This window comes from Campylobacter australis (assembly GCF_050586305.1).
Lineage (GTDB): Bacteria > Campylobacterota > Campylobacteria > Campylobacterales > Campylobacteraceae > Campylobacter_A.
On sequence record NZ_JAXUAA010000010.1, the window covers coordinates 16,990 to 40,871 of the forward strand.

Consider the following 23,882-nt stretch of genomic DNA (forward strand, 5'->3'; position numbering starts at 1 on the left):
TTTATGCTTACAACTTTGCTCAAAAATTTTATTAATCATTTTTTAAGCCAACCGCCCGAAGTCTAGCACTTCTATTGTTGATATTAGCTTTTGTAATACGCACAACTTTAGTAGCTTTAAAATTATCAAGCAAAGCGTCATCATTGCTCATAATATTAATAGTCATAAAGGCTGGGTTTTGGTTGCGTGGGATAAGTTTAATATTGCCTTGCTTATCTTTGTAATAAATTTTAACTGCTTTATCGTTAAAAAGGGTATAATAAACTAAATCACCATTTTTTATAGGCTCTTGCTCATCACAAACCAACAGATCGCCATCATCAATTTCAGGACTCATGCTGTCGCCGCATGCTTTTACCGCAAAAACTCGCTCATTCCATAAATTTTCAGGGTAATATACGACTTCATCATCGCAGTCATATACACTAAGCTCAGGGGCGCCACAACTTGCACAAGCTACAACCGCGACTTTTTTAACACCCATTTTGTCGCTTACATTAAAGACAACACTTGCGGTTTCGTCCATTTCAACAATATCGCTAAATTTAAGATCAAGAGCTTGTGCTATTGCATTTATATTCTCTATACTAGGGCGCATAGTGCCTTTAGGCTGTAGCCATTTCTTAAGTGAAATTTCTGCGACATCATAGCCATTTTCAATCATAGTCATCATCAAATCGACATATTTCATATTTTTACTTTTTAAAGCCTCTTTGATGACTTCTTTTTTTAGTTGGTATTGCATTTTTTATCCTTTGAAAAAAGTATATAAATTATATCCTATTTTACAAATTTTTAAGTATATAATTAATACAATTTTTAAGGTTTTTATAAGTATATATATAATATACTTTTGTCATGACAAAGAAACAATTTTCAAAAATATTAAGAGAAATTTGCCCAGAGCCTACTGTTAAAGTCTTACGAAGTGGAGCGCAAAAACCAGGATACGAAAGAATGTGTTATTTTGCAAAAAGAGGTATCCCCTTTGAGGCTTGGCAGGATATACACAGTTGGCTAAAAGAGCAAGAAAAAGCCCAAAAATGCAACTCCTAAGCCTGCTAATTAGCACAATCATAATTTTTTTGACAGTGCTATTTTGCGCGTGTATTATGGTTGCGGTGGTGCTAGGTTGCTACATCATCGGCGCGATAGTAAAGTATGAAAGGGGCGAGAGATGAATGAATATGCGCTTTTTGCCGTAGGTTTTACATTCGGCTTTTTTGTATGGTCTTTGCCTTATGCGATATTTACATTGTTTTTTAGGTGGCTTAGGTGAAGTGTTTAAAAAAGGCGCATCTTTTGCCAGTGAGTTTGCAATTGCCTTTGATGGCAAAGTTGCACTCTATGGCTTTGATTTTGGAGCCTTCAAAAAAAATATTTACTGGTGTTTTTGCAAAATCGCTAATGCAGATGCGCCTTAAAATTTGTAGTTGTGGCTTTTGCTTTGGAGTGATTGATTTGCAAAAACCAAATCCAACACAGCAACCAACAATAAAGCCTAATATCACAGCAAACTGCTCATTAGTGAGTAAGGGCTTAAAGATATTTAAAATTTCAAACATGAAAGAATTATAGCAGAAAATAAATTTACTTTCACAACCTCGCAGTTATCGTCCTTTCTGTGGGGTTTTGAAAGTAAATTTTTAAAAAAGGACAGAGCATGCAAGAAAAATACAAGCTTACAATAAGAGCGGGCGAGAGAAAAAGGGATTTTGTCCGTAGGGTGCTACTCACACAAGGCTGCATCACGCGCAACCACGCATTAAGAAATTACATTTCACGGCTAGGGGCTGATATTTTGATACTTAAAGGTGAGGGTTGGCGAATAATCGGCGCCGATGAAGTCCAAAACAGCGTTAAGACGGGCGATTATATTTACACACTAATTGAAGCACCACAACAACAAAAAGGAGCATAAGATGAGCAAAAAACTATTTTGGATAAAGTTAAACAAAGATTTTTTTCAAGATATAAAAATCAAAAAAATCAGAAGCGTGGCTGGCGGTGATACATACACTTGTATTTATTTAGAGCTTTTATTGCTTAGTCTTGATGATGAGGGTGTGATATTTTTTGAGGGTATCGAGCCAACGATCGAAGAAGAGCTTGCTTTAAAAACTGGCGAGAGCCTGATAAACATTAAAGCTGCCTTTGCTATTTTTGAGAGTTTAGGACTACTTCAAAGAGGCGAGGATGATGATGTCAGACTTCCAAAAGCAGTAGAGCTAAGTGGCGGAGAGTGCGAGAGTATCGAGCGTGTACGCAAATTTAGGGCGAAACAAAAAGCCTTAAATAATCCTGAAAAAGCGTTACATGTAACGGAGTGTAACGCTAGTTGTAACGATGAGTGTAACGAGCAAGTAACGCAAGTGAAACAAAAATGTAACCCTAGAGTTAGAGATAGAGTAAGAGATAGAGAAGAGTTAGAGATAGAGCGAGAGCAAAACGCATGCGCGTACACACACGCGAGGGATGAAAGCGACGAGCCAAAACCAAAACGCTTTGTAAAACCAACCCTAGACGAACTAAACGCTTACAAACAAGAGCAAGCCCTAAATGTCGATTGTGAAAATTTTTATAACTTCTACGAAAGCAAAGGCTGGCTAGTTGGCAAATCTCCGATGAAAGACTGGCGAGCAGCTATGCGTAACTGGAGTAAGAACGAAGGCAGGTTTAGCGCAGCCAAACCGCAAGAACAAAACGGCTCACAACTTAGTGTCGATGATGTCAGGCGTTTTGGCGGTGATGTGAGCTACTACCTGCAAGGCTCACAAGGCGAAGTTATAGAGTGCGAACAGATAGGAGCTTGGCAGTGAATAGAGTGAAATTTATCCAAGAAGCCCTAAACGCAAACCAAACCCAAGCATTGATCATAAGCGAGCTAATAAAGCCGCTAAAAGATGAGGACTTGGTGCCGTTTTTTGCTTTTCGTGCGAGTTTTATCCAGCCTATGCAAAGTGCGGAGCTAATAACTAAAAACGCCGTTTATGCCTACCGAAAACAAAAGACTTTACAGGCTATAAGAGCTGGCGAGTTTAGGTTTAAAAGCGTTGATGGCGTTGTAAATTTTGTGCGTGAGTATTTCAAAAATGAACGGCTTTGTTATGGGGCTGCTAGTTTTAAAGACTTCGTTATCATCGGCGTTGATGCACACGGAAATTTGATCAACCACTACGCCATCAACCAAAACACGGGCAAACCTAAACAGCTAAGCTCAGGCGAAGAGTATGAAGTTTATAGCTGGCTTTACGAAAAACAAGAGCGCATAGGCGTTGTGAAATTTATAGCCCAAAAAGAGCGCGAACAGATAGAGCAAAAGACAGAGCAAACACCAGCCCTACCGCTTGACCCTGACGCACCTTTAAAAATAACAGACGAAGCAAGGGCGAAACTAGCCACGATGCTTGGTAATTGGCGGGCAAAATGACAACGCAAAGAGAAATAACAGGGGTGTATATACGCTTAGTAAGTCCGATAAAGTTTGTCATAAGTGCGATAAATGACAAAAACGAACTTATAGGCGAGTGTGAGAGCATACCAGTGTATAAGCTATCGTTGGTTAAAAATTTTATCGACAAGACAAATAAAAAGCATAAAGAATTAGCCTATATGGCAAGTAAAGGGCTATTTGATGAGGAATAGAACAAAATACAACTCAAAAAAGACAATTGAGCGTGAGCTAAATAAAATTTATAACACAGATTGCTTGGAGTTTATGGCAAAAATGGAGGATAAAAGCGTGGATTTAGTCATAGCTGACCCACCTTATGAGATAGCAACAGGTGGCGGCGGAGTGGCTATTGGCAGAGTGCAAAACAAAACCAGCCTTAATAAAATTTCCAATGGGTTTAATATCGAAGCGGTTTTAAATGAGTGTGAGAGGCTTTGTAAGAGACTAAACGCCTTTATATTTTGTTCAAACAAGCAAATATCAAAGCTAATGAGCTGGGGCGAGACACGAGGATACAGCGCGGTATGTCTTGTATGGCATAAACCAAATGCCATACCCTTTACAAATGGCACATACAAAAGCGATTTAGAATATTGCATACACATTAGGGCAAAAGGTGCACTTTGCCAAGGTAAAGGCGCGATAAAATCAAAGCTTTTTACGCGTAACTGCCAAAAAAGTCAGTTTGGGCATCCAACCGAAAAACCGCTTGAGCTAATACAAAAATTTATCTTAATTGGCTCAAATGAAAATGATGTGGTATTTGACCCATTTATGGGAAGTGGCACAACGGCGGTAGCGTGTAAGGAGCTAGGCAGAAATTTTATCGGTTGCGAGATAGAGTCTAAATACTGCCAGATAGCGGAAAAAAGAGTAGCAAATACGCAAAAAGGGCTATTTGATGAATTATAATAAAGCGCCTTTGCCATTTCAAGGACAAAAAAGAAACTTTATAAAACAATTTAACGAGCTAATACGCGATGAGTTTAGCGCGTATAAAGACGGCATATTTTTAGACGCTTTTGGTGGTAGTGGTTTGTTATCGCATAATATAAAGCAGATTTATCCAAATGCAAGAGTGATTTATAACGACTTTGATAACTATAGCCAAAGACTTGCAAATATTGAAGCTACAAATGAAATTTTAGCCACTATTAGCCCAATTTGTAAAAAATACAAAAAAGGCGACAAAATAAGCGATAACGACAAAGAGGAGATTATTGAGATTGTAGATAGCTTTAAAAAACAGGGCTATTTTATAGACACTATAACATTAAGCTCATATTTACTTTTTAGTGGGAGGTATGCTCATTCGTGGGAAGAGCTTAAAAAGGCTCCTTTTTATTCAAAAAGGGGAGGGGCGGTGCAATACGAGGCTAAGGGATATTTACAAGGCGTTGAAGTAGTCCAAAAAGACGCGATAGAGCTAATTAAAGAGTATAAAAATGAAAAAAATGTTTTAGTGTTAGACCCACCATATTTACAAACAGATATGGCGGGATATGCTCATTACTGGGGTCTAAAAGACTTTTTAAGATTATGTGATTTAGTGCGTGATCCATTTATATTTTTTAGCTCGAGCAATTCTCATATTTTAGAGTTTTTAGAGTGGGGAATTAAACACGGCAATAAAAATTTTAAAAATTATAAAATAAAACAATCTAAAGTAGGCAAGGTGTCTTTTAGTGCAAAACAAAAAGATGATTATATGATTTATAAAAGCGGAATAAAGGATTTGTTTGATGAGATATAGATACACAAAAACAAAATATAACGCCAAAAAAACAAATGGCTATGACAGCAAAAAAGAGGCAAAAAGAGCAAAAGAGCTAGAGCTACTTTTAAAGCAAGGGCTTATAAAAGAGTTACAAAAGCAAGTAAGGTTTGAGTTACAGCCAAAATTTAAAGCACAGGGCAAGAGCGAAAGGGCTATAACTTACATAGCCGACTTTGTTTATACTCAAAACGGCGAAACGATAATCGAGGATGTAAAAGGCTATAAAACAAAAGAGTATTTAATAAAACGGAAACTACTTTTAAAGCTCATAGCAGATGGCAAGATAAAAGCGGAGTTTAAAGAGGTGTAGATGGCAAAGATAACACACATAGTGACTTTTCACGGGTCCTTTCTAGGGCTTTTTTGTATGTACAGGGGGGGAACCGCACAAAGTCGAAAATTCTTTATCAAAAAAGTTCATTTCCTTTTCTGTTTTTTATAAGGAATTTAATGGGTATTTTATCTAAGATTTTTGCTAAGTCTATCTTTGTTAAGAAGAAAATGACACTTACACAGTGGAGTGAAAACCACAGAGTGCTAAGTCGTGAAAGCTCCGCTCAATACGGTAAATTTAAAGCTTTTGCTTATCAAAAAGAACCTATGGACGAAATCAGCAACACGCGTCGCTCAAAGGTCGTTTTACTTTTTGCCTCTCAACTTGGGAAATCGGAAATGATAAATAATGCCATAGGCTATTTTATACATCAAGAACCAAGCACAATTTTATTTATGCTTCCTAATGAAAATGATGCAGAAGATTATTCAAAAAGGCGTTTAACTCCTATGATTAGAGATTGTGAGGTTCTAAAAGAATTAATCAACGCAAACGATGCGAACAATACAATTTTGATTAAAAATTTTAGTGGTGGAAATCTTGCACTTGTTGGGTCAAACTCAGTAAGTAAACTAGCATCAAAGCCTATTAAGATTTTGCTTATTGATGAAGCTGATAGATGCGAAAATACAAAAGAGGGAAGTGCAATAAAACTAGCCGAAAAAAGAACTGTAACATTTTCACAGCGTAAAATTGTTATAAGCTCTACTCCTACACTAAAAGATAGTTCTCAAATTTTAAGCGAATTTGAGCTAAGCGATAAGCGTTATTTTTTTATTAAATGCCCTCACTGTGGGTATTCTCAAACTTTGGATTTTTCTCATGTAGTTTGGGAAAAAGACAAGGATAATAAACCTATTTTTGAAAGCGTACGCTATACATGTGCTGATTGTGGTGCTTTACTTAGCGAAAGCGAAAAAAATAGAGCCGTAGCAAGTGGTGAGTGGATAGCAACAAACCCTGGGGCAAAGACAGCTGGATTTTTCTTAAACGCCTTTTACAGCCCGTTTTTTTCGATGCAAGACATCGTTAGAGACTGGTATGAGAGCAAAGACGACCAGAGCAAACTTCAAACCTTTATAAATACGATTGAGGCTCGCGGATTTGAGCCGCCGACTATTAGTCTAAATAGTGATGAATTATTCGACCGTATAGAACCGTACGACAGCCAAAATGTACCTGAGTGTGTAAAATTTATAACTGCTGGGATAGATATTCAAGCAAACCGCATAGAAATAAATTTTATTGGTTGGGCTAGTGGCTTTGAAGCATTTAATATCGAGTATAAACAAATTCATGGCAACACTGATCAAGAAGAGGTTTGGGGAGAAGCCTTTAAATATTTACATAAAAAATTTACTCTTTCAAATGGCAAAGAATTAACCCTTACGCTTGGGCTTGTTGATAGTGGTTTTAATACAGAAAGAGTTTATAAATTTTGCGCCGCTAGTAAAAGGCTACTTGCTACAAAGGGTGCAAACGAGGGAACAAACAGAGAAGATTTTATCAATCCTATTAAAAAAATAAAAAATGGTTGCTATTTTATGCGCGTGGGTACTTATAAAGGCAAGAGTGAATTAATGAGATTACTTAAAATTAAAGAGGCAGGAAATGGGTATTTTCACTATGGCAAAGGTTATACGCGTGAGTTTTTTGCTCAGTTAAATGCAGAAAAATTGCAAAAGCTAAAAAATAAAAATGGGTATGAAAAGCTTCAATGGGTAAAAATCAGAGAAAGAAATGAGGCGTTAGACATTAGCGTTCTAGCTTTGGCTGGAGCTAAAATCGTAACTAAAAGGGTAAAATTTTGAAAAATAAAAAAGCACTTTATGGTCTACGCTCAAGGCAAGAGTTAAATTTATCTACAATAAATGCGGTTAAACTTCACATGTTAAGCAAAAAAATGGGGATTAGAATAAGCCATGTGGCTGATATTATGATAGAAGAATTTTGGCAAAATTTTGATGGGATAACCGAAGAAGACAAAAATTACATTAAAGATTTAGAACATGATAGTTAGTATAAACGAACTTGCTAGGCTTTTAGGGCTTACTCCTAGGCGTATTTCTCAGCTGGTAAGTGATGAAATTTTAACCAAAGAAAAAAGGGGAGAGTTTGACGATAGCAAAAATATTGCTGCGTATATTGATTATAAGGTTGCTCTTGCTAGTGAAACCACAGACTTAACAGAAGCAAGGGCAAAAAAAGAGGATAAGTTAGCGCAAATCAAAGAGATAGAACTAAAAAAACTAAAAAATGAGATAGTAAGTATCGAGCAAATAGAAAAAGAGCTTGATGATATTGCATCAACCGTATCAAATAGACTTTACAACCTCACAAACCGCCTAAAGCTAAAAATAGACCTAAGCGCACAAAGCGAAGATGCAATAAACGAAGAGATAGAAAATATCTTGCACGAGCTAAAAGATAGTAAAATTTATAAAAAATACAATACGCCGTAAAAAATTACTCCACAAATTTCATAAAATCACTTTATGGATATAAAAGAGCGAATATTTTTAATCGACGAAGCCATCGACAATGTCTTAAAAAGCCTAAATGATGGTATCGAGATTAAAACTTACTGGATTGATAATATCAAGGTTGAAAAGCGAAGCGCATACGAGTTAATAAGCGAGCTTAGAAAAATGAAAGCTTTAATAATATTAGAAGCAAATCAAAAGAAAAACAAAAGTTTAAAATATACATTTGGAGGGCGTAATTAATGCTAAATATCTTTAAAAAGCAAAAACAGCCTAAAAAACGGGTTTTTAATTTTTTCAGATGGCATAGCCTTAACCCAAACGAAGCAAACGCCAGTGAAATTTATTCACTTGGAGTAAACACTGATCCTGATTTGGCTAGTGCAAGACTTAGAAACCAAGCACGAAGCCTAAGCGTTAATAACTCGCTCACGGCTGGATTTTTTGATATGATAGCAAGTGAAATTTTAGGCGAACAGGGCTTAACGCTTAGTGTAAGTAGCAATGACAGCTTATTAGACAAAAAGGCGGAAACGGCTTATTTTGAGTGGGAGCGTGATTGCTGTCCTTACGGCGTTTATGATTTTGAAGATTTGGAAGAAATGGCACTTATTAGCTATTTTAGAGATGGCGAAGTTTTCGTACATTTCGTGCGTGGCGATGATGGGTTAAAGATTGAAATTTTAGATGCGAGTTTGATTGATAGCAACTACACAAACGACAAAGAAAATGTAAAATGTGGTATCCAAAGAGAGAGAAACAGCCTAAAACCGCTATTTTATTACTTACGCAAAGAAGGTAACACAATAAAAACTCAGCTAAACGAAGTGATAAAAATTCCAGCCGATGATATTATTCATATTAAAAAGACACTAATTCCACAGCAAAGACGGGGTATTTCACGCCTAGCAAGTGCGATTATGGATATTAACGGCAAAGACAAGTTTTTAAAAGCTGAAAGAGATAGGGCGAGATTAGCGGCTGAGATTACAGGCTTTATCACAAACAAAGCAGATGACGGGTTACCAAATTTTAGCCTAGATGATGAAAGCATAAACGAAGTAAATAACAAAATCGCAACCGTTGGTGAGCTATCGTATCTAAACTCAAACGAAGACATTAAATTTACCGACACTCACGCACCTGATAACATCGTGGATTATCTAAAAATGACTGATAGAGAAGTGGCAAGGGGGCTTGGTGTAAGCTATGCAACACTCACTGGCGATTTGCGAGAGGTAAATTATAGCTCTATAAGGCAAGGCGTAACCAGTGAAAGGCGTAGCTTTAGAAGGTTACAAGGGTTTTTAAGGCGCAAATTTCACGAGCCAATTTTTAAAGAGTGGCTAAAGAGCGCAACAATAGCTAAAATTTTTACGCCAGCTGAGCATAGCAAGATTTTAAACTCTTTTAGCTACAAACCTCAAGGCTGGGAGTACATAGATCCTACAAAAGAGGTTAATGCTAATAAAGTCAGTATAGAAAATGGGTTTAAAACCATAAGTGAAGTTTTACGAGAAAAAGGGGTGGAAATGGATAGCTTTTTAAAAGATTTAGATGCAGATAAGCAGGTGATTAAAAAACTAAGCGAGATTAACAAGATAAGGAAAGAAAATGAAAATTAAAGACCTAGAGGGCGGTTTAAAGCTTAGCGCAAAGAAAAGTGCAGTAGATGAGGAAGCCCTAAGCGTAAGTTTTGTTGCTCTTTCAAAAAATAACAGGCATAAACGCTCATTTTTTGGCGAGGATTATTATCTAAGCGTGGATACTGCAACGATGAAATGGGAGGCTACGACGCTTTACAAAGACCACGATGTAAGCTTTGAAACAGCTCTTGGGAAAATTACTGATGTTAAATTTGAAAATGGAAGCTTTAAAGCCAAAGTAGAGTTTTACAAAGAAATACCAGAGAGCTATCAAGCCTTTTTAAAGTTTAAAAATGGGCTAAGTGATAGCGTTTCAGTAGGGATGAGCGATTATGAGATAAACGAAAAATTAAGCGTTGATGGCATTAGCCATTACGAAATTTCAAACGGCAAAATTTACGAGCTTTCAGCCGTTTGGCAAGGAGCAGACCCTAATGCAAAGATAGCAAAATTTAATAAAAACCAAAAACAAGGAGAAGTAAAAATGAACCCAGAAACAAATCCAGAAGTTGCTGAACTTACAGCTAAAAATACAGAGCTACAAAAAAGAGCCGATGAAAATAAGCAAATCATCGAACTAGCACAAATTTTAGGTGAAAGTGAAAAAGGACTAGAAGCCATAAATAACGGCGTTAGCTTCAATGCTTTCTCAAAACAAATGGCAGAACTTAGCAAAAGCGCAAAGTATGAAAGCATAAATGTTGCTCCAAAAGCAACTGATAAGCGTGAGTTTTCTCTTGCGAATATTATTAAATCAAGCACTGGAATAAGAGCAGATTTGGGCTATGAAAATAGCTTTATTCAAGACAATGGTCGCTATGCATTGCCTGATGAGTTTTATGCTAAATTTGCGGCTGTTAAAACTACTGATGCAACTAGTATCATAGATAGGGCTTATCGTAGCGATTTACTAATAGAAGCTTTAAAACAAGAGAGCGAGCTATTAAATAAAGTCACTTGGCTAACGGGATTGAGCCAGGAGGTCGAAATTCCACGGGACAACTCAGCGTTTGAAGCTTACTTCGTAAATGAGGGAGATCAGGCAACGCCTCAAAATTTAGATTTTGACACAATCAAGCTATCTTCACATACACTTTCAGCAAGGATTGCTGTCACTCGCAAGATGCTTTTAATGTCTGCAATTGATTTAGAAAGTTACATTTACTCTAAACTCCGTGACGCAATACGCTCAAAGTTTGAAGATACGCTTATTCATGGAACTATCCCAATAAAAGGCATTTTTAATACCTCAGGCGTTCAAACTCACGATGGATTTATCACAGCACCTACTCTTGAAAGCACATTAAAATTTAGCACACTGCTAGATAGCGCCAAAATTGATACCACAAGAGCAGTATTTTTTGCTAATGGTGCAAGTTTAAATAAACTTCGTGCCACTTCAAGAGAAAGCGGAACTGAGCGTAAGTTACTTGAGGGTAACGACTTGCAAGGATATGAAGCTTACAAGTGCAACAAACTTGCAGATGGTGAGTTAATCTTTGCTGATTTTTCACAGCTTTATGCTGCAACATTTGGACAACTTGAGTTTATCCCTCGCCAAATAGGTGGTGGTTCGATTGAGATTGAAGTATTTTTAGAAGTTGATGCAAAAATCGCTCGTGAAAAAGCTTTTGTAATATCTAAAAATGCATAAAGGATAGGCTATGAAATATAAAATATTGTATAACTGCGTGGTCGGAAACGACCATGTAAAACAAGGCGAAATTTTAGACCTAAGCGGCTTTGATAGAAACTATATTGCAAGACTTGTAACGATAGGAGCTATTAAGCAAATCGAAGATGAAGAAGAACCAGCAAAAGAAGAAGAGCCAAAAAACAAAAAGGCTACCAAAAAGTGAAATCCTTAATCGATACAGCCAAAAAAGACATAGGCAAAATTTTAAATAACGGCGGTTATGTTTTTAGGCTTGATGATGGGAGTGAGATATACGGTGTGTTAAACAAAAGCACACCGATATTTTTTGATAATGGCACAACAAGCAAAAGCGTTACGGCTTTACTACCAGTTGATACAAATATCAAAGTAGGTGATAGACTAGAATGTGAAAGCCAAAACTATGAGATAAGCAAAATCGAGCTTGAAAGTCAAGTATTAAAGCGTATTTATTTAAGGCTTATATGATGCAACAAGAGTTAAACATACCAAGACAAGATGAAACAAAGCCTGAAATAAGTGCATTTAGAGATAAAATTTTACATGATTTACAAAAAGCGTTAAAACCTATTGCAAATTGTCTAATCAATGATACTTTTACTTATGAAAATGCAGATTTGCCAATTATTATTATAAGAGACAATAGCGATGAAATTCAAGCGCAAGGCGAAACACTAAAACACGAGCTAAGCATAAGCGTTGATGTTATAACGCGCTTTATTGATAGTGAATTAAACAAGGCTGTTTTAGGTGTGATAAGAGATTTTAAAAGTAGCTTTAATGCCTCAGAATTAGTAGGCATAAATAGAGAGTTTGAAACTGGCGAAAATAACAGCTTAAAGACAGAATTTGAGCTAAAATTTCTTTATTATACAGAGCTTTGGAGTTATTAATGATAAAGCTAGGTAATATCTGTGAAGTAGCTAGTGGCAAGGCTTTAGTTAAGGTAAATTATCAAGGAACTATAACAAAACTCATACCATACATAAGTCCTGCAAATTCTTTTATGCAAAGCTATACACCACCAAGGGTTGGTGAGCAAGTTATATTATTAGAGTGTGAGAGTGGAAATGCTAAATTTGCACTAGGTGCTATCTTTTGCCAAAGTTACAAAGAGCCTAGCGGCTCAAGCAATACTAAGCAAATAACTGCCTATGAAGATGGTACTATAATAAGTTATGATAGCTCAAGCTCAACGCTTGAAATACTAAATCCAAAAATGATAAATATCAAAGCTAAAAATAGCGTAAATATCACAACACCAGTGCTAAATTTAAACGGCGATTTAGTCGTGTCAGGCAATATCACAGACAGCAGAGGCGATTTGACAGGACATAGCCACAGCGACACAGATGGTTATACTTCAACACCAAGATAATACTTAACATAATACGCCGTAAAAAAAATCCATATTTTGGCATAAAATATTAAAAATTTAACATAGGAGTAAAATATGCCAGCTAAATACGGTGTAAATGTTGAGCTATACAATGGCTCATTGAATGGCTATGACATTAAAAACTCACGCCCCATAGCACTAGTCGGCGATGATACGAAGCTAGAAGTAGGGCTTAGCATTTACAGCACTATCGAGGATGCGTTAAAGGTGGTCGGCGAAGGCAGCATTAAAAATGCACTTGATGACTTTAAAGCGACAGGGCTACATTCGCAAATCATTTTAAGTGCTTTTAGAAAAACAGAAGAGAGTGAGCAGACACAAAAAGCTTGTCTTGAAGCAATTAATCTACTTAAAAAAGCAGAAGCACAAGTCATGGCAAAGCCAAAGTTTATCCTAGCACCTGAGTATAATGATACCGGTGTTTATGAAACACTAAAACAGCTAGGCGAGTATTTAAGGGCTGTTTATGCAATAGAAGTAACAGCTACAAACGAAACAGAGGCGCTAGGCGCTGTTAATGAGCTTCAATATAAAACCGCTATTTGTAGCTATCAAAAAGTACTTAGAACCGATAAAGCAGTCCGCCCAGCTAGTGCGTTTTTAATAGCAAGTTATGCAAAAGTGATGTCAGAAACTGAGTATGGCTTTTCACAAACCTACTCAAACAGAGTAATTCCTGGTGTAGTAGGCATAGTTGATAGAGTAGAGTATATCCAAGGCGTGGATTGTGAAGCTGATAGGCTAAGAGACGCAGGTATTACGGCTATTATCTCAGATGACGGCATAAGAGCGTGGGGTGGTGAAACCAGAGATGAAGACTTTAAAAGTATGCATACTTATGTTATCTTTTATACAGCAATTGAAACAATATTTAAAGCTCAAAAAACCGCCATAGATAAGCGAATGCGAGATGTGCTTAAAAATGTAGTTGATAGCCTTGAGGCGTTTTATCGTAGACTAACGGCAAATAATGTCGTGGTAGGTTTTAATGTAACTATACCACCTGAACTAAACGATAACCAAACCATAGCCGCAGGTAAAATTTACATCAAACATGAAGTTCAAGAAATGCCACTTATTAAAAATATTACAAACCGCATTTATAGAGTCGATGCATATTCTCAGGTATTGATTGAAGAGCTTTAAAAATGAATAAAACAAAAAAGGAATTACAATGCCAGCACTAACAGCACAGGCCATAACAGGCGGTAATTTATTTGTCGATGGTATCGGCAAACTTGGCGAACTCAAAAGCGCAGAATTGCCAAAATTTGAGTTTGAAACACTTGAAACAGGCACGGCAATCGGCAAATATGAACTTGTTTTGCCGACATTAAAGCCGCTTACTTGCACCCTTGAAGTAAATAATGTCAATATGCTTTATTTTGCAACGCTAAACACGAATATACCGCAGGTTTTTTACATCAAGAAAAACCTTACAGCACAGCACGGCGAACACACCAAAATAACAGCTACATTTACAGGCAATGTTAAGGTGCTTGAAACGCCTAAATTTGAGATGAACGCAGAAGCCGTTTTAAAACTTGAAATTGCTTGCACTTTTGTAAAATATGATATAAACGACGCCCCTGCGGTGATTTACGATGTAAAAAATGCAATTCATATGGTTGGCGGTGTAGATTTATATGAAAAAATACGCAAAAACATACTTTAAAGGTTTAAAATGCTACAAAGAATAGAGAAACAAAAAGAGACTTACAAATTTTCAGATGGGCAAGAAGTTGTGCTTTATGCACCTACGCTAGGGCAGATAAGAAATTCAGAAAAAAGCAAAGATGATATGGAAAAGCTTATTAAGCTTTTAGTGGATATGAGCAAGGGCGAAATGGATGAGGCTTTTTTAAATGACTTGCCGATCAGCGAGTTATCAGGGCTTAGTGAGGTGGTCGCGAAACTAAGCGGAACGCTTGAAATAAAAAACTAACTGAGGGTATAGCTTTAATAGGCTATGCCCTACATTTTGGCTTCAGCGATATTTTAAAAATGAATTATGGCGAGTTTGTAGAGTTTTATGAAGTGGCAAAAAGGCTAGTGATTAAAGCATAGATAAAAATGCCAAAAGTGCCAAAGATGACAATGTATATTATAGCCATAACAAACAAATCAACGGCACAAACAAATAGGCAAAAAATGCATCCTATAATGCTAAAAAAAGAGTTTATAACTTGCATTTTGCCCCCTTTGTGGTGTATTAATAAGATTTTAGCATTTTAAATTTAAAAGGATTTTAAAAATGTCAAAACAGACTTTAACCTTTGCACTTGAGCTTAAAGGACTTGACAATATCCTATCTAGGATTAATAAAAGTCAATATACGCTAAGCGAAAGCCTAAACAAAAGCCTAAAGGTAGCACATACAGCCTATAAAAAGGCGCTTGATGATGTAAAACTTAATCCTACACTACAACCCCATAATTTTAAGTCAGAACTAGACAGATTAAAAAAGCAAATAAAAGTAGCCACAACGGCAAATTTAAAGCTTAAAATGGATGAAGCAAGAAATAATATCGAAAAGCTTAAGGTGGATATTTTAGCTGCTTTTGGTGCTTTCAAAACCTTACAAGCACCCATAAACGCAGCTATGTCATTCGAAAGTGCTATGGCTGATGTTAAAAAGGTTGTTGATTTTGAAACTCCAGAGGAATTAAAAGAGTTTTCAAATGAAATTTTAAAATTAACAAAAACAATACCGATGAGCGCTAAAGCCCTTACTGAAATAACAGCAGGTGGCGGACAAATGGGAATTGCCAAAAAAGACCTTTTGCAATACACCCAAATGGCGGCAAAAGTAGCCGTAGCATATGGCATAAGTGCCGAGAGTGCTGGTGAAAACATCGGTAAAATCTCAAACATCTTACGGCTAAATTTAGACCAAACGGCTTCTTTGATGGATAGCATAAACCACCTAAGTGATAATAGTGCAAGTAAGGCGTCTGAGATAATGGATACATTAAAGCAAGGACTGGGCGGAACTGCTAAAATGGTAGGACTTACGGGGGAGCAAGCATCCGCTTTGGCTTCTACTTTTATATCTCTTGGTAAAGATGCTTCAACAGCTTCAAATGCAGCAGGTGCTTTGTTAGAGCGACTAAATGCGCCAAATAAACAGATGTTGGAACTTTTTAAACATGTTGGTATAGATTCTAAAGATTTTGCCAATGGTCTTAAAAAAGATGCACAAAGGGCAGTTATATTTTTTTTAGAACAGATTAAAAAATTAGACCCACAAAAACAGATGGAGCTTCTAACAAATGCAATAGGCAGAAACTATAACGATGACATCGCAACACTTGTCGGCTCTCTTGATGTGTATAAAAAAGCATTAAAAGAGGTGGGCGATGTGCAAAACTACCAAAATTCAGTTCAAAAAGAATTCGCAAATCGCTCCAATACCGCCGAAAACAAACTACAACTTTTAAAGTCAAGTTTTGAGCGATTAGGTATTACGATAGGAAATATCTTTTTGCCAATTGTGAGCAAAGCTTTTGAGGCAGTGGCTGGAGTGATCAATAAAGTGTCTAATTTTGTTAGCGAACATAAAAGATTAGTTGAAGTTTTAGGCTATGCAATAGGTGCTATTTTTGCCTACCGCACGGCAATATTAGCTGCTAAGATAGCATCATCGGCTTTTACGCTAGTTACTAGCGGTGGCTGTGGGTGGCTCTTAAAATTTGGCATATCTTGCCAGGATGTAGCTAGTAAATTAAGCTTTATGAATTTAAAAAATATTATCGCACAAAAAACTATGGCACTTTGGGGAGTAGTAAGCGCAGGTTATGTAAAAGCTATGGCACTTATAAAAAGTGCAAGTTTTAGTATGGCGGGAGTATTTAAAATTTTACGACTTGCACTCATTAGCACAGGTATCGGAGCGATAGTTGTAGCACTTGGGGTGGCGGCTAGTTATGTTGTTGCAAATTGGCAAAAGGTAAAAGCTTTTTTTAGTGGTTTCTTTGATGGACTAAAAAAGGAGTTAGAGCCTATAAATAAAATTTTTAGTCCGCTCATAGAAACAACAAAGGCACTTTTTAATACTCTTTTTGGTGGTAGTGCAAAAACAAGTGAAGAATTAAAAGAGGCAACTAAGGCAGGAGAGCGTTTTGGTGAAGTTGTAGGTAAAGCGTTAGGTTTTATCCTTACTCCGCTTGAATTAGTGTTAAAAGCCATAACAGCTGTTATAGAGGGCATAAAAGAAGCTATAAAATGGGTTGATGAGCTGTCTATTGATAAGGCTATTAATGGAGTAAAAGACACTTTGGGTATAGGCGGTGGCAAAGAAAGAAAATGGTATAACCCTTTTAGTTGGGGCAATGATAAAACTCAACTACAAACAACAAATGGCACAATAGATAAAATAACAAAAACCCAGAACCAAAATACAGATAAAAGAACTATAAATGACAACAAGACTGTTAATATTTACATGCAAAATACTGCCGCTACCCCACAAGAAGTAGCAAGAGCGGTGGAGAATAGAAGCTACGCATTTACCGATTAGGAGAAAAAGTGATAATTTCAATAGATAAATACATTTTTCAAGTAACAAACAATATCCATGGTTTAACAAAGGTATTAAATGTAAATTTAGAAAAAACACAGACCATAACAAAGCCAGTCTATACACACATGGGCGGGTATGAAGAAAATATCAGCTTTGAAGCCAAAATTTTGCTTGATAATATGAATGATTTTATAGGTTTTGAAAATCTTATAAAACAGGCAAAGCCACTTAAAATTTCAGCCTTTGACCTTTGTGTTTATAACGATATTTTTATTACAAATTTAAGCCAGAGTGTGGATAACTTTGTAAAAACAAATCTTAATGGTGTTTGGTATTACACAAAAACACTACATATAAATGGAATAATTATAAATGGATAAAAATGCTATTTCAAAAAGCTTTGCAAAGGCTTTAAACGCTACGCTTACCCAAGTAGCAAAAGAGCAGCGCAAAGCTATTTTACAAAAAGTAGCAGTTAAACCAAAACATCTAAAAACAAACAGATTAAAAAAGCACAGGGCTAGTGCTATGAATTTAACGGTGAAAATCACAGCCACAAATAAAATGATAACGCCTTTTATGCTAAAAGATGCGGCAAGACCTTACAATAAAGGCTATGGCGTAAGGATAAACCGAAAAACTGGCGGTAAATTCTTTATTGCAAGCAAACCAAAGGCTGTTAGTGGATTTACAGTAGCAAGTGGCAAAATAGATGGCAGAGATTATTATTACCTGCAAAAAGTTGCAAATCTTGATGAATTAGCCTTAGAATTTACAGAAGAGCTTCAAAAAACAGCGACAAAAATTTTAATTGAGGAATTACAAAAATGAATGATATCTACATAGCAAAAGATGATGAGCAACTAGATGCAATATGCTTTAAATTTTACGGCTCTATCGAGACTGAAATTTATGCTGAATTTTTACGAGAAAACGAGCATTTATTAACTCGCCCTATCAAAGGTGGAGATGTAGTAAAATTACCAAATATACCAAAGCCAGATAAAAAAGTGAGTTATTTATGGGAGTAGCAAGTTTTCATAAACCAAAGGTTAAAATCCTGTATAACGGCAAAGATAAGACAGCCATTATGCCTTGGGTTAATATAAGCATAGATGATAATGAGGGTGATGAAGCCGATAAGCTTAACATCGTGCTAGAATACAACTCACCAAAACCACGAGCAAAGGACACGATAGAAATTTATGTAAATGATAACTTTTTAGGGAAATTTATCATAGTTGGTATAAAATTTAACTATAAAAAAACAATTGAGATAGAGGCTATTTCGGCTGATTTTACAAAAGATTTTAAAACCAAGAAAAATAGAACTTTTTTAGAAAAAAGCTATCACAAAATCATATCGCAAATAGCAAAAGAAAACAACTACAACACTAAAATTGATTTTGACAGAAGTAGCGAAATCGTAACACTAGAACAACACGATTTAAGCGATGTCGCTTTTTTACATAAAATAGCAAAAGATCTAAATTTAAGCTTCAGCGTGAAAAATAATACATTTATTTTTTTAGATAGAAACAAAGAAAAAGAGCGATTAAGCTATGATTACAGCGCCGATGATGCCATATCTTTAAGTTATGAGTTTATTCACACATCAAGCCAGTATAAAAGCTGTGAAGTAACATGGCACAACACCAAAACAGGCAAAGATGAAACGGTACGGGTCGGTAGCGATGAGCCGACATTAAAAATCGTTTCTATGCAAGATAGCAAAGACGAAGCTCTAAAACTAGCCAAATCAAAATTACAAGTGCAAAAAAATTCAGAAATAAAAGGGAATATGCAAATAGTAGGTGAGCCGTTTTTTGCAGGAGCTTATCTGAATGTATATTTTAGCGATACAAATAAAACGATGAAATTTATCATCAAAAAAATATCACACAAGATTTCTACTGCTTGGATTAGCGATATTGAGTTTTTCTAATACGCCGTAAAAATAAAGGGGCTAAAATCCTAAAATATCCCTATGAGTTACCAAATAAGTATAGATGAAAATTTAAAACGGATATTAACCACTACGCGCACGACAAAAACACTCCAGCCAACTTTTGGAATGGTAAGAGTGGTAGATAAGCAAATGAGCTTGAATTTGTTAAGTGAGTTAAAGCAAGAAATTATATCGCAAGTTAAAACTTATGAGCCACGCATAGAGCTTGATGGACTAAATTTTAAAAATGATAGTAGCGGAGGATTGGAAATAACCTTGTCGTATATGATAAAAAATAGTGGTGCAAAAAGCATAACAAGGTTAGAGATATGAAAGTGCCAAATTTTATAAAACCACTTGACATTGACAAAGAGCGAGAAAGCATACTAAACGAATTTAAGCAAAAGAGCGGTAAGCTTGATTATATCCCGCTAATAGGCGATGATTATGTAACGCTTACAGACATATTTTTATACCGCCTTAATAACTTCATCGAGCTTTTAAACATTCGCATTAGTCAAAATTATATAAATTTTAGCTCGGGGGATTATCTTGATGAGCTTGTGGCACTTATCGGCATTACTAGGCACGATGAGGTTAAGCCTATCGCTGAGTTAGAAATCACAGTAAGCTCACCCACATTTTTACCAAAAGGGACTAAATTTACAGATGGCACGGGACATAATGCCTTTTTAATGCAAGGCATAAATATCGCAGATAAAGCAAAGGTAAAAATCGAAGCTGACAGCTACTTTAAACAAAACTACGAAACAACCATACAAGAAATCCCAAACATCTACATATCAAGCATAGCACAAACCCAGCCTTTTTCAGGCTTTAAAGCAAGAGAGAGCGACGAGGAGTTAAGAAAAAGATTTTTACTTGCACTTCATCGTTTTAGCACGGCTGGAAGTGCGAAAAGCTATCTATTTCACATTTTAAACACTGAGGGCATTAAAAAGGCAAATGTCTATCATCTAAGCCCCGGTGTGGTGCAGGTAGTTTTTCTAAGTGATTATGAAACACAAATCGCAATATCTAAGATTAGCGAAGCCCTAAGCGATAAAGTCCCGCTAACTGATGATGTGCGTATAAAAGAGGCTAGAAAAATAAGCGTTGATTTAAATATCGAAGTAACACCGATGGCGGATTTTATGTTTAGTGAAATTTTAGCGAATGCAAACGCGAAGCTAAAAGAGCTTTTTAGCACCTTACAAATCGCCCAGACGCTACATCAAAGCAAAATCATAGATGTAGCCTTTGATGAAAATGTAAGAGCAGTAGAAGTAAAAAGCCAAATCCCCACAGTTAATCGCGATGAAATTTTAGTGCTAAACTCGCTAATAATCACAAAGGCAAATCATGCTTAACCTTAAAGCCTATAATGATGAGCTTTTTAGAGTTGATGAGGTAATGAGTGCTAAGTATGATGAGTGGCTAAGATTTGATGAGAGATATTTTTATAAGCCAAGTGAGATAAACCTTGCTTTTTTGGCACATACTTTTGATCTTGATAAGGGGCTAAGTGATGATGAGGTTAAGCCGCTTTTATCTGAGCCTATCAAAAACTACTTTTTGGAGGGGACTTTTTACAGCCTAAACAAAGCCCTAAAAGCCTTTTATGATGATAGCAAGGTTTTAGAGTGGTTTGATTATGATGGTAAGCCATATCATTTTAAACTAAACCTAGAAACTAGCCAAAAGAGCCTAAGCAAAGAAGCCTTAGAAAAAACAGATGAGATAGTAAATGCCTATAAAAATGTTAGAAGTGTATATGATGGAGCATCCATCATCATATCAAGCAAAGCAAATTTAAGCACCGGCTCTTATGTAGCTAGTGGCGAGAGTATAGATGTATATCCGTTTATGCTTACTAGCCTTAGTGTAAAGAGTGAGTTTTTTGCTCATAGCAGCATAAAACAAGATGAGATAATAACTGTAAAACTAGATTTAAAAGGAGTAGTAGCGTGAATTATTTTTCAATCCTTACAAGCATAGGACTTGCAAAGCTAATAAAAGCCACCGCAAACAGCGAGCAAATAATCCTTAGCCAAATGGGCGTAAGCGATGATAGGGGCGAGATAAGCCAAGATATGCAGACTTTGCCAAATGTAAGGCATAAATTTAGCATAAACAGCATAACCCAAAGCGACACAGATAAAAATGTGCTAATTTGTGAAGGCGTCATAAGTGCAGATGTTGGCGGCTTTTATATACGCAAAGTTGGCATTTATACTAATGATGATGAGCTTTTTGCAGTTGGCAATATACCAGAAAGCTACAAGCCACTTTTAGCCGAAGGCTCAGCAAAAGATATAACGATTAAATTTTATCTACAAGTTGATAATAGTGCAAATATCACGCTAAAAGTTGATAATAACATAGTTTTAGCAACGCGAAATTTTGTAAAAGATGAGATAAAAAAGCTTGACACTAAATTCTTACCACTTACAGGCAAAGCCGCCGATAGTGATAAACTAGATGGGCTTGATAGCTTTGAATATGCCAAAACAGCCAACACTTACACAAAACACCAAATCGATACTATGCTTAGCAGTGGAGAATTTGAGGCTTATAATAAAGCATTTGTAGATGAGATAAAAATACAAGGCTTAAAAGATACCTCAAATAACCCAAATCCGTTTAATGATGACTCTTGTATAGCAACATTTAAAATAGTTGATAATGTTTTAAAAGAGCTAAACAACCGCTACACTATTACAAAAAATACCCCTTATAAACTATCACAGGGAAAATTTGGTTCTAAATTAGAGCTAACAGCAACAGCTGGTGAAGCCCCTGTCGTGAATGATTATATTATAAAAAGCTGGTTTGAAGGAACCAAGACAATCAGTTTTCATACCACGCTAAATGAACCTAATAAAATGTATAACACATTTCTTTCAGAAGCAAGTTCTCAATATAATATAGGACATGTACAGGTTGAACTTTATAATGGCATGTTTAGACTGCATTATTATAAAACCAAAGGAGATACCAGAACAATAGTTATATGGTATAGCGCTACATTAAATCTAATTCCAGACAAAGCCTATCATTTTGTTGTAAGGGGCAATGATACTTTGACTGAGTTATTAATAGATGGTGTAAAAATACCCCTTTCAAAAACAACCAGTACAAGCACTCCGCCAACAACCCCAAACAGCCTAGCAATAGGAGGATGGGGAAATGTTGATACAAGGCACCTTATAAATGGCTCGATAGAGCAAATCAGAATATTTAATAGGTCTTTGAGCCAAGATGAAATCAATATCTTAGCCATAGAAAAGGCATATGATAGCTCATCGCCAAATAATTTAACAGTAAAAGCAAAGCTATATTTATCAGATGGCAAAAAAGAAAATGGATTATATGACAATAAAGCATATAATCTAAATACTTTTTTAGCAGAAAATGGCTTAATAAATGGGGATTATTATATAAAGGCAAAGTATGATAATTCAATAGAACTTATAGCTGATAAACCAAGCATAGGCACTAAATCAAGCACGAGTGAATATTATATTGACGGGACTTGGTATAGTAAAACAGATGAAAAACTACAAAGACAAACATATTTGCCTTATATAGTTACAGTTAGCGGTAATAAGTTTGCAAAGCTAACTCCTATTAATTTATATCCAAGCGATACAGGAATAGGCATAAATCAAACTTGGCAGAATATGACTAGTCAAAGGCAAGCAGGCGTAACCTATACAAACACAACAGGACGACCGATACAGGTATTACTTTATATTACAAGAAGTAGTAATTGGAATTGTAACATTGTTATAAACGGCATTGGAGTTGGTGGGGGCGGAGCTGGTGCATACTCACCTATTATACCAGCCAATGCAACATATAAGTTAGAAGCAGTCGGAGTAGCTATAAATCGATGGCTCGAACTAAGATAAAGGAAAACACAATGAAATATTTTAAAAATAAAGAGAATGAAATTTACGCTTACGATGATGATATAAGCCAAGCTATGTTAAGTGAGTTTATAGCAAAGCACAATCTAACACCGCTAAATAAAAAAGAGCTAAACGAGCTAAATAAACCAAAAGAACCAAGCCTAACAGAACTAAAACAAGCAAAATTAGATGAAATTTTAACAGTCTTTAACCGCAATCTTGAAAATCTTGATGGTGGTTTAGAAGTTAAAGGGCTTAATATCATAGTTGATTGTGGTCGTATTCACGCTGAAAATATAAGCTCAATGATAACTTTGCTATCAAACACAAACCAAAACGAGATAACATTTAGACTTTATGATAACACAAGCAGACAAACCACACTAGATGAGCTAAAAGCCATACAAACAGCAATCATATCTAAAGGCTTTGAACTGTATGAGAAAAAATGGACTTTAGAGCAAGCCATAAATGAAGCAACTAGTAAAGAGCAGATAGAGGCTATAAAATGCTAAAACTACTCACAGCCTACATAGCTAAATTATTTACTAAAAAGGTGCTAGATAAAAACAAAGGCGAGATAGTTAAAATCTCTCGTCCTATCTTAAAGCCATACAACAAAGATAAATTTGAGTTAGTGCAAGATTACACCCATAATGGCATAACCATTAAAGCAGGCTATAAAACAAATGGAGCGGATATACCAAGGCTTTTTTGGTCGGTGTTTGCG

General features: G+C 36.0%; 32 protein-coding genes and 1 pseudogene. 32 read left to right on the forward strand and 1 reads right to left on the reverse strand.

Annotated elements, in window-relative coordinates; all coding sequences use genetic code 11:
* Positions 1-31 precede the first annotated feature (31 nt).
* The gene (locus tag U5B17_RS09020; RefSeq protein ID WP_430805020.1) at positions 32-745 is read right to left on the reverse strand and encodes a LexA family protein; all 714 of its coding nucleotides are present in this window, start codon (positions 743-745) and stop codon (positions 32-34) included.
* 530 nt (positions 746-1,275) lie between these two features.
* Between U5B17_RS09020 and U5B17_RS09025 the strand changes: the two genes are divergently transcribed.
* The 32 genes and pseudogenes from U5B17_RS09025 to U5B17_RS09180 all read left to right on the forward strand — a co-directional run.
* Positions 1,276-1,578, forward strand: a complete 303-nt coding sequence (locus tag U5B17_RS09025) for a hypothetical protein (protein ID WP_430805021.1) — start codon at positions 1,276-1,278, stop codon at positions 1,576-1,578.
* A gap of 85 nt (positions 1,579-1,663) precedes the next feature.
* Complete coding sequence (locus U5B17_RS09030; protein WP_430805022.1) at positions 1,664-1,921, forward strand: hypothetical protein; 258 nt, start codon at positions 1,664-1,666, stop codon at positions 1,919-1,921.
* A 1-nt stretch (position 1,922) separates the two neighbouring features.
* A complete protein-coding gene (locus U5B17_RS09035) occupies positions 1,923-2,819 on the forward strand; it encodes a phage replisome organizer N-terminal domain-containing protein (RefSeq protein WP_430805023.1) in 897 nt (298 codons plus the stop codon).
* Complete coding sequence (locus U5B17_RS09040; protein ID WP_430805024.1) at positions 2,816-3,430, forward strand: hypothetical protein; 615 nt, start codon at positions 2,816-2,818, stop codon at positions 3,428-3,430. Before U5B17_RS09035 ends, U5B17_RS09040 begins: the two co-directional genes overlap by 4 nt.
* Positions 3,427-3,645, forward strand: coding sequence for a hypothetical protein (locus tag U5B17_RS09045; protein ID WP_430805025.1), 219 nt, complete (start codon positions 3,427-3,429; stop codon positions 3,643-3,645). Before U5B17_RS09040 ends, U5B17_RS09045 begins: the two co-directional genes overlap by 4 nt.
* Positions 3,635-4,366: a DNA-methyltransferase gene (locus tag U5B17_RS09050; RefSeq protein ID WP_430805026.1), complete on the forward strand. Its 732-nt coding sequence runs from the start codon at positions 3,635-3,637 to the stop codon at positions 4,364-4,366. Before U5B17_RS09045 ends, U5B17_RS09050 begins: the two co-directional genes overlap by 11 nt.
* Positions 4,356-5,207: a DNA adenine methylase gene (locus tag U5B17_RS09055; protein WP_430805027.1), complete on the forward strand. Its 852-nt coding sequence runs from the start codon at positions 4,356-4,358 to the stop codon at positions 5,205-5,207. Before U5B17_RS09050 ends, U5B17_RS09055 begins: the two co-directional genes overlap by 11 nt.
* Entirely contained in the window at positions 5,197-5,541 is a 345-nt protein-coding gene (locus U5B17_RS09060) for a DUF1064 domain-containing protein (protein WP_430805028.1), read from the forward strand. The genes U5B17_RS09055 and U5B17_RS09060 overlap by 11 nt, the downstream gene beginning before the upstream one ends.
* Positions 5,542-5,681: 140 nt before the next feature.
* Positions 5,682-7,376, forward strand: a complete 1,695-nt coding sequence (locus U5B17_RS09065; protein WP_430805029.1) for a phage terminase large subunit family protein — start codon at positions 5,682-5,684, stop codon at positions 7,374-7,376.
* Positions 7,373-7,585, forward strand: coding sequence for a hypothetical protein (locus tag U5B17_RS09070; protein ID WP_430805030.1), 213 nt, complete (start codon positions 7,373-7,375; stop codon positions 7,583-7,585). Before U5B17_RS09065 ends, U5B17_RS09070 begins: the two co-directional genes overlap by 4 nt.
* A complete protein-coding gene (locus U5B17_RS09075) occupies positions 7,575-8,027 on the forward strand; it encodes a hypothetical protein (protein ID WP_430805031.1) in 453 nt (150 codons plus the stop codon). Before U5B17_RS09070 ends, U5B17_RS09075 begins: the two co-directional genes overlap by 11 nt.
* Positions 8,028-8,060: 33 nt before the next feature.
* Positions 8,061-8,291 (forward strand): hypothetical protein, encoded by a 231-nt coding sequence (locus tag U5B17_RS09080; RefSeq protein ID WP_430805032.1) that lies wholly within the window; start codon positions 8,061-8,063, stop codon positions 8,289-8,291.
* Positions 8,291-9,673: a phage portal protein gene (locus tag U5B17_RS09085; protein WP_430805033.1), complete on the forward strand. Its 1,383-nt coding sequence runs from the start codon at positions 8,291-8,293 to the stop codon at positions 9,671-9,673. The genes U5B17_RS09080 and U5B17_RS09085 overlap by 1 nt, the downstream gene beginning before the upstream one ends.
* Positions 9,663-11,348, forward strand: a complete 1,686-nt coding sequence (locus tag U5B17_RS09090) for a phage major capsid protein (RefSeq protein WP_430805034.1) — start codon at positions 9,663-9,665, stop codon at positions 11,346-11,348. Before U5B17_RS09085 ends, U5B17_RS09090 begins: the two co-directional genes overlap by 11 nt.
* A 10-nt stretch (positions 11,349-11,358) precedes the next feature.
* On the forward strand, positions 11,359-11,553 hold the full coding sequence (locus U5B17_RS09095) for a hypothetical protein (protein ID WP_430805035.1): 195 nt from the start codon (positions 11,359-11,361) through the stop codon (positions 11,551-11,553).
* The gene (locus U5B17_RS09100; RefSeq protein WP_430805036.1) at positions 11,550-11,837 is read left to right on the forward strand and encodes a hypothetical protein; all 288 of its coding nucleotides are present in this window, start codon (positions 11,550-11,552) and stop codon (positions 11,835-11,837) included. The genes U5B17_RS09095 and U5B17_RS09100 overlap by 4 nt, the downstream gene beginning before the upstream one ends.
* The gene (locus U5B17_RS09105; protein ID WP_430805037.1) at positions 11,837-12,262 is read left to right on the forward strand and encodes a hypothetical protein; all 426 of its coding nucleotides are present in this window, start codon (positions 11,837-11,839) and stop codon (positions 12,260-12,262) included. Before U5B17_RS09100 ends, U5B17_RS09105 begins: the two co-directional genes overlap by 1 nt.
* Positions 12,262-12,747 (forward strand): phage baseplate assembly protein V, encoded by a 486-nt coding sequence (locus tag U5B17_RS09110; RefSeq protein ID WP_430805038.1) that lies wholly within the window; start codon positions 12,262-12,264, stop codon positions 12,745-12,747. The genes U5B17_RS09105 and U5B17_RS09110 overlap by 1 nt, the downstream gene beginning before the upstream one ends.
* Before the next feature lie 75 nt (positions 12,748-12,822).
* The gene (locus tag U5B17_RS09115; RefSeq protein WP_430805039.1) at positions 12,823-13,914 is read left to right on the forward strand and encodes a phage tail protein; all 1,092 of its coding nucleotides are present in this window, start codon (positions 12,823-12,825) and stop codon (positions 13,912-13,914) included.
* 28 nt (positions 13,915-13,942) lie between these two features.
* Positions 13,943-14,443, forward strand: coding sequence for a phage major tail tube protein (locus U5B17_RS09120; protein ID WP_430805040.1), 501 nt, complete (start codon positions 13,943-13,945; stop codon positions 14,441-14,443).
* 9 nt (positions 14,444-14,452) lie between these two features.
* The gene (locus U5B17_RS09125) at positions 14,453-14,713 is read left to right on the forward strand and encodes a hypothetical protein (protein ID WP_430805041.1); all 261 of its coding nucleotides are present in this window, start codon (positions 14,453-14,455) and stop codon (positions 14,711-14,713) included.
* A 309-nt stretch (positions 14,714-15,022) separates the two neighbouring features.
* Positions 15,023-17,287, forward strand: coding sequence for a phage tail tape measure protein (locus tag U5B17_RS09130; protein WP_430805042.1), 2,265 nt, complete (start codon positions 15,023-15,025; stop codon positions 17,285-17,287).
* A gap of 8 nt (positions 17,288-17,295) precedes the next feature.
* A complete protein-coding gene (locus U5B17_RS09135; protein ID WP_430805043.1) occupies positions 17,296-17,670 on the forward strand; it encodes a hypothetical protein in 375 nt (124 codons plus the stop codon).
* Positions 17,663-18,121, forward strand: coding sequence for a hypothetical protein (locus U5B17_RS09140; protein ID WP_430805044.1), 459 nt, complete (start codon positions 17,663-17,665; stop codon positions 18,119-18,121). The genes U5B17_RS09135 and U5B17_RS09140 overlap by 8 nt, the downstream gene beginning before the upstream one ends.
* Positions 18,118-18,321, forward strand: coding sequence for a tail protein X (locus U5B17_RS09145; RefSeq protein WP_430805045.1), 204 nt, complete (start codon positions 18,118-18,120; stop codon positions 18,319-18,321). Before U5B17_RS09140 ends, U5B17_RS09145 begins: the two co-directional genes overlap by 4 nt.
* Entirely contained in the window at positions 18,312-19,235 is a 924-nt protein-coding gene (locus U5B17_RS09150) for a phage late control D family protein (RefSeq protein WP_430805046.1), read from the forward strand. Before U5B17_RS09145 ends, U5B17_RS09150 begins: the two co-directional genes overlap by 10 nt.
* Before the next feature lie 42 nt (positions 19,236-19,277).
* A complete protein-coding gene (locus U5B17_RS09155) occupies positions 19,278-19,571 on the forward strand; it encodes a GPW/gp25 family protein (protein WP_430805047.1) in 294 nt (97 codons plus the stop codon).
* Positions 19,568-20,608 (forward strand): baseplate J/gp47 family protein, encoded by a 1,041-nt coding sequence (locus tag U5B17_RS09160; protein ID WP_430805048.1) that lies wholly within the window; start codon positions 19,568-19,570, stop codon positions 20,606-20,608. Before U5B17_RS09155 ends, U5B17_RS09160 begins: the two co-directional genes overlap by 4 nt.
* On the forward strand, positions 20,601-21,209 hold the full coding sequence (locus U5B17_RS09165; protein ID WP_430805049.1) for a phage tail protein: 609 nt from the start codon (positions 20,601-20,603) through the stop codon (positions 21,207-21,209). The genes U5B17_RS09160 and U5B17_RS09165 overlap by 8 nt, the downstream gene beginning before the upstream one ends.
* Positions 21,206-23,152, forward strand: coding sequence for a phage tail-collar fiber domain-containing protein (locus U5B17_RS09170; protein ID WP_430805050.1), 1,947 nt, complete (start codon positions 21,206-21,208; stop codon positions 23,150-23,152). The genes U5B17_RS09165 and U5B17_RS09170 overlap by 4 nt, the downstream gene beginning before the upstream one ends.
* An 11-nt stretch (positions 23,153-23,163) precedes the next feature.
* Positions 23,164-23,667 carry a DUF4376 domain-containing protein gene (locus U5B17_RS09175; protein WP_430805051.1) on the forward strand — a complete coding sequence of 168 codons (504 nt, stop codon included), beginning with the start codon at positions 23,164-23,166 and terminating at the stop codon, positions 23,665-23,667.
* A pseudogene (locus U5B17_RS09180) lies at positions 23,661-23,882 on the forward strand (hypothetical protein); the annotation flags it as partial. The gene U5B17_RS09175 and the pseudogene U5B17_RS09180, both read left to right, overlap by 7 nt.

Excerpts from the sequence above, each read along its gene's own strand:
- U5B17_RS09150 (WP_430805046.1), top strand. The coding sequence starts at position 18,312 with ATGGGAGTAGCAAGTTTTCATAAACCAAAGGTTAAAATCCTGTATAAC.
- U5B17_RS09175 (WP_430805051.1), top strand. The coding sequence starts at position 23,164 with ATGAAATATTTTAAAAATAAAGAGAATGAAATTTACGCTTACGATGAT.
- U5B17_RS09165 (WP_430805049.1), top strand. The coding sequence starts at position 20,601 with ATGCTTAACCTTAAAGCCTATAATGATGAGCTTTTTAGAGTTGATGAG.
- U5B17_RS09050 (WP_430805026.1), top strand. The coding sequence starts at position 3,635 with ATGAGGAATAGAACAAAATACAACTCAAAAAAGACAATTGAGCGTGAG.
- U5B17_RS09105 (WP_430805037.1), top strand. The coding sequence starts at position 11,837 with ATGCAACAAGAGTTAAACATACCAAGACAAGATGAAACAAAGCCTGAA.
- U5B17_RS09120 (WP_430805040.1), top strand. The coding sequence starts at position 13,943 with ATGCCAGCACTAACAGCACAGGCCATAACAGGCGGTAATTTATTTGTC.
- U5B17_RS09110 (WP_430805038.1), top strand. The coding sequence starts at position 12,262 with ATGATAAAGCTAGGTAATATCTGTGAAGTAGCTAGTGGCAAGGCTTTA.
- U5B17_RS09145 (WP_430805045.1), top strand. The coding sequence starts at position 18,118 with ATGAATGATATCTACATAGCAAAAGATGATGAGCAACTAGATGCAATA.
- U5B17_RS09085 (WP_430805033.1), top strand. The coding sequence starts at position 8,291 with ATGCTAAATATCTTTAAAAAGCAAAAACAGCCTAAAAAACGGGTTTTT.
- U5B17_RS09155 (WP_430805047.1), top strand. The coding sequence starts at position 19,278 with ATGAGTTACCAAATAAGTATAGATGAAAATTTAAAACGGATATTAACC.
- U5B17_RS09125 (WP_430805041.1), top strand. The coding sequence starts at position 14,453 with ATGCTACAAAGAATAGAGAAACAAAAAGAGACTTACAAATTTTCAGAT.
- U5B17_RS09020 (WP_430805020.1), bottom strand. The coding sequence starts at position 745 with ATGCAATACCAACTAAAAAAAGAAGTCATCAAAGAGGCTTTAAAAAGT.
- U5B17_RS09095 (WP_430805035.1), top strand. The coding sequence starts at position 11,359 with ATGAAATATAAAATATTGTATAACTGCGTGGTCGGAAACGACCATGTA.
- U5B17_RS09065 (WP_430805029.1), top strand. The coding sequence starts at position 5,682 with ATGGGTATTTTATCTAAGATTTTTGCTAAGTCTATCTTTGTTAAGAAG.
- U5B17_RS09090 (WP_430805034.1), top strand. The coding sequence starts at position 9,663 with ATGAAAATTAAAGACCTAGAGGGCGGTTTAAAGCTTAGCGCAAAGAAA.
- U5B17_RS09140 (WP_430805044.1), top strand. The coding sequence starts at position 17,663 with ATGGATAAAAATGCTATTTCAAAAAGCTTTGCAAAGGCTTTAAACGCT.
- U5B17_RS09060 (WP_430805028.1), top strand. The coding sequence starts at position 5,197 with ATGAGATATAGATACACAAAAACAAAATATAACGCCAAAAAAACAAAT.
- U5B17_RS09035 (WP_430805023.1), top strand. The coding sequence starts at position 1,923 with ATGAGCAAAAAACTATTTTGGATAAAGTTAAACAAAGATTTTTTTCAA.
- U5B17_RS09055 (WP_430805027.1), top strand. The coding sequence starts at position 4,356 with ATGAATTATAATAAAGCGCCTTTGCCATTTCAAGGACAAAAAAGAAAC.
- U5B17_RS09115 (WP_430805039.1), top strand. The coding sequence starts at position 12,823 with ATGCCAGCTAAATACGGTGTAAATGTTGAGCTATACAATGGCTCATTG.
- U5B17_RS09045 (WP_430805025.1), top strand. The coding sequence starts at position 3,427 with ATGACAACGCAAAGAGAAATAACAGGGGTGTATATACGCTTAGTAAGT.
- U5B17_RS09160 (WP_430805048.1), top strand. The coding sequence starts at position 19,568 with ATGAAAGTGCCAAATTTTATAAAACCACTTGACATTGACAAAGAGCGA.
- U5B17_RS09075 (WP_430805031.1), top strand. The coding sequence starts at position 7,575 with ATGATAGTTAGTATAAACGAACTTGCTAGGCTTTTAGGGCTTACTCCT.
- U5B17_RS09130 (WP_430805042.1), top strand. The coding sequence starts at position 15,023 with ATGTCAAAACAGACTTTAACCTTTGCACTTGAGCTTAAAGGACTTGAC.
- U5B17_RS09030 (WP_430805022.1), top strand. The coding sequence starts at position 1,664 with ATGCAAGAAAAATACAAGCTTACAATAAGAGCGGGCGAGAGAAAAAGG.
- U5B17_RS09080 (WP_430805032.1), top strand. The coding sequence starts at position 8,061 with ATGGATATAAAAGAGCGAATATTTTTAATCGACGAAGCCATCGACAAT.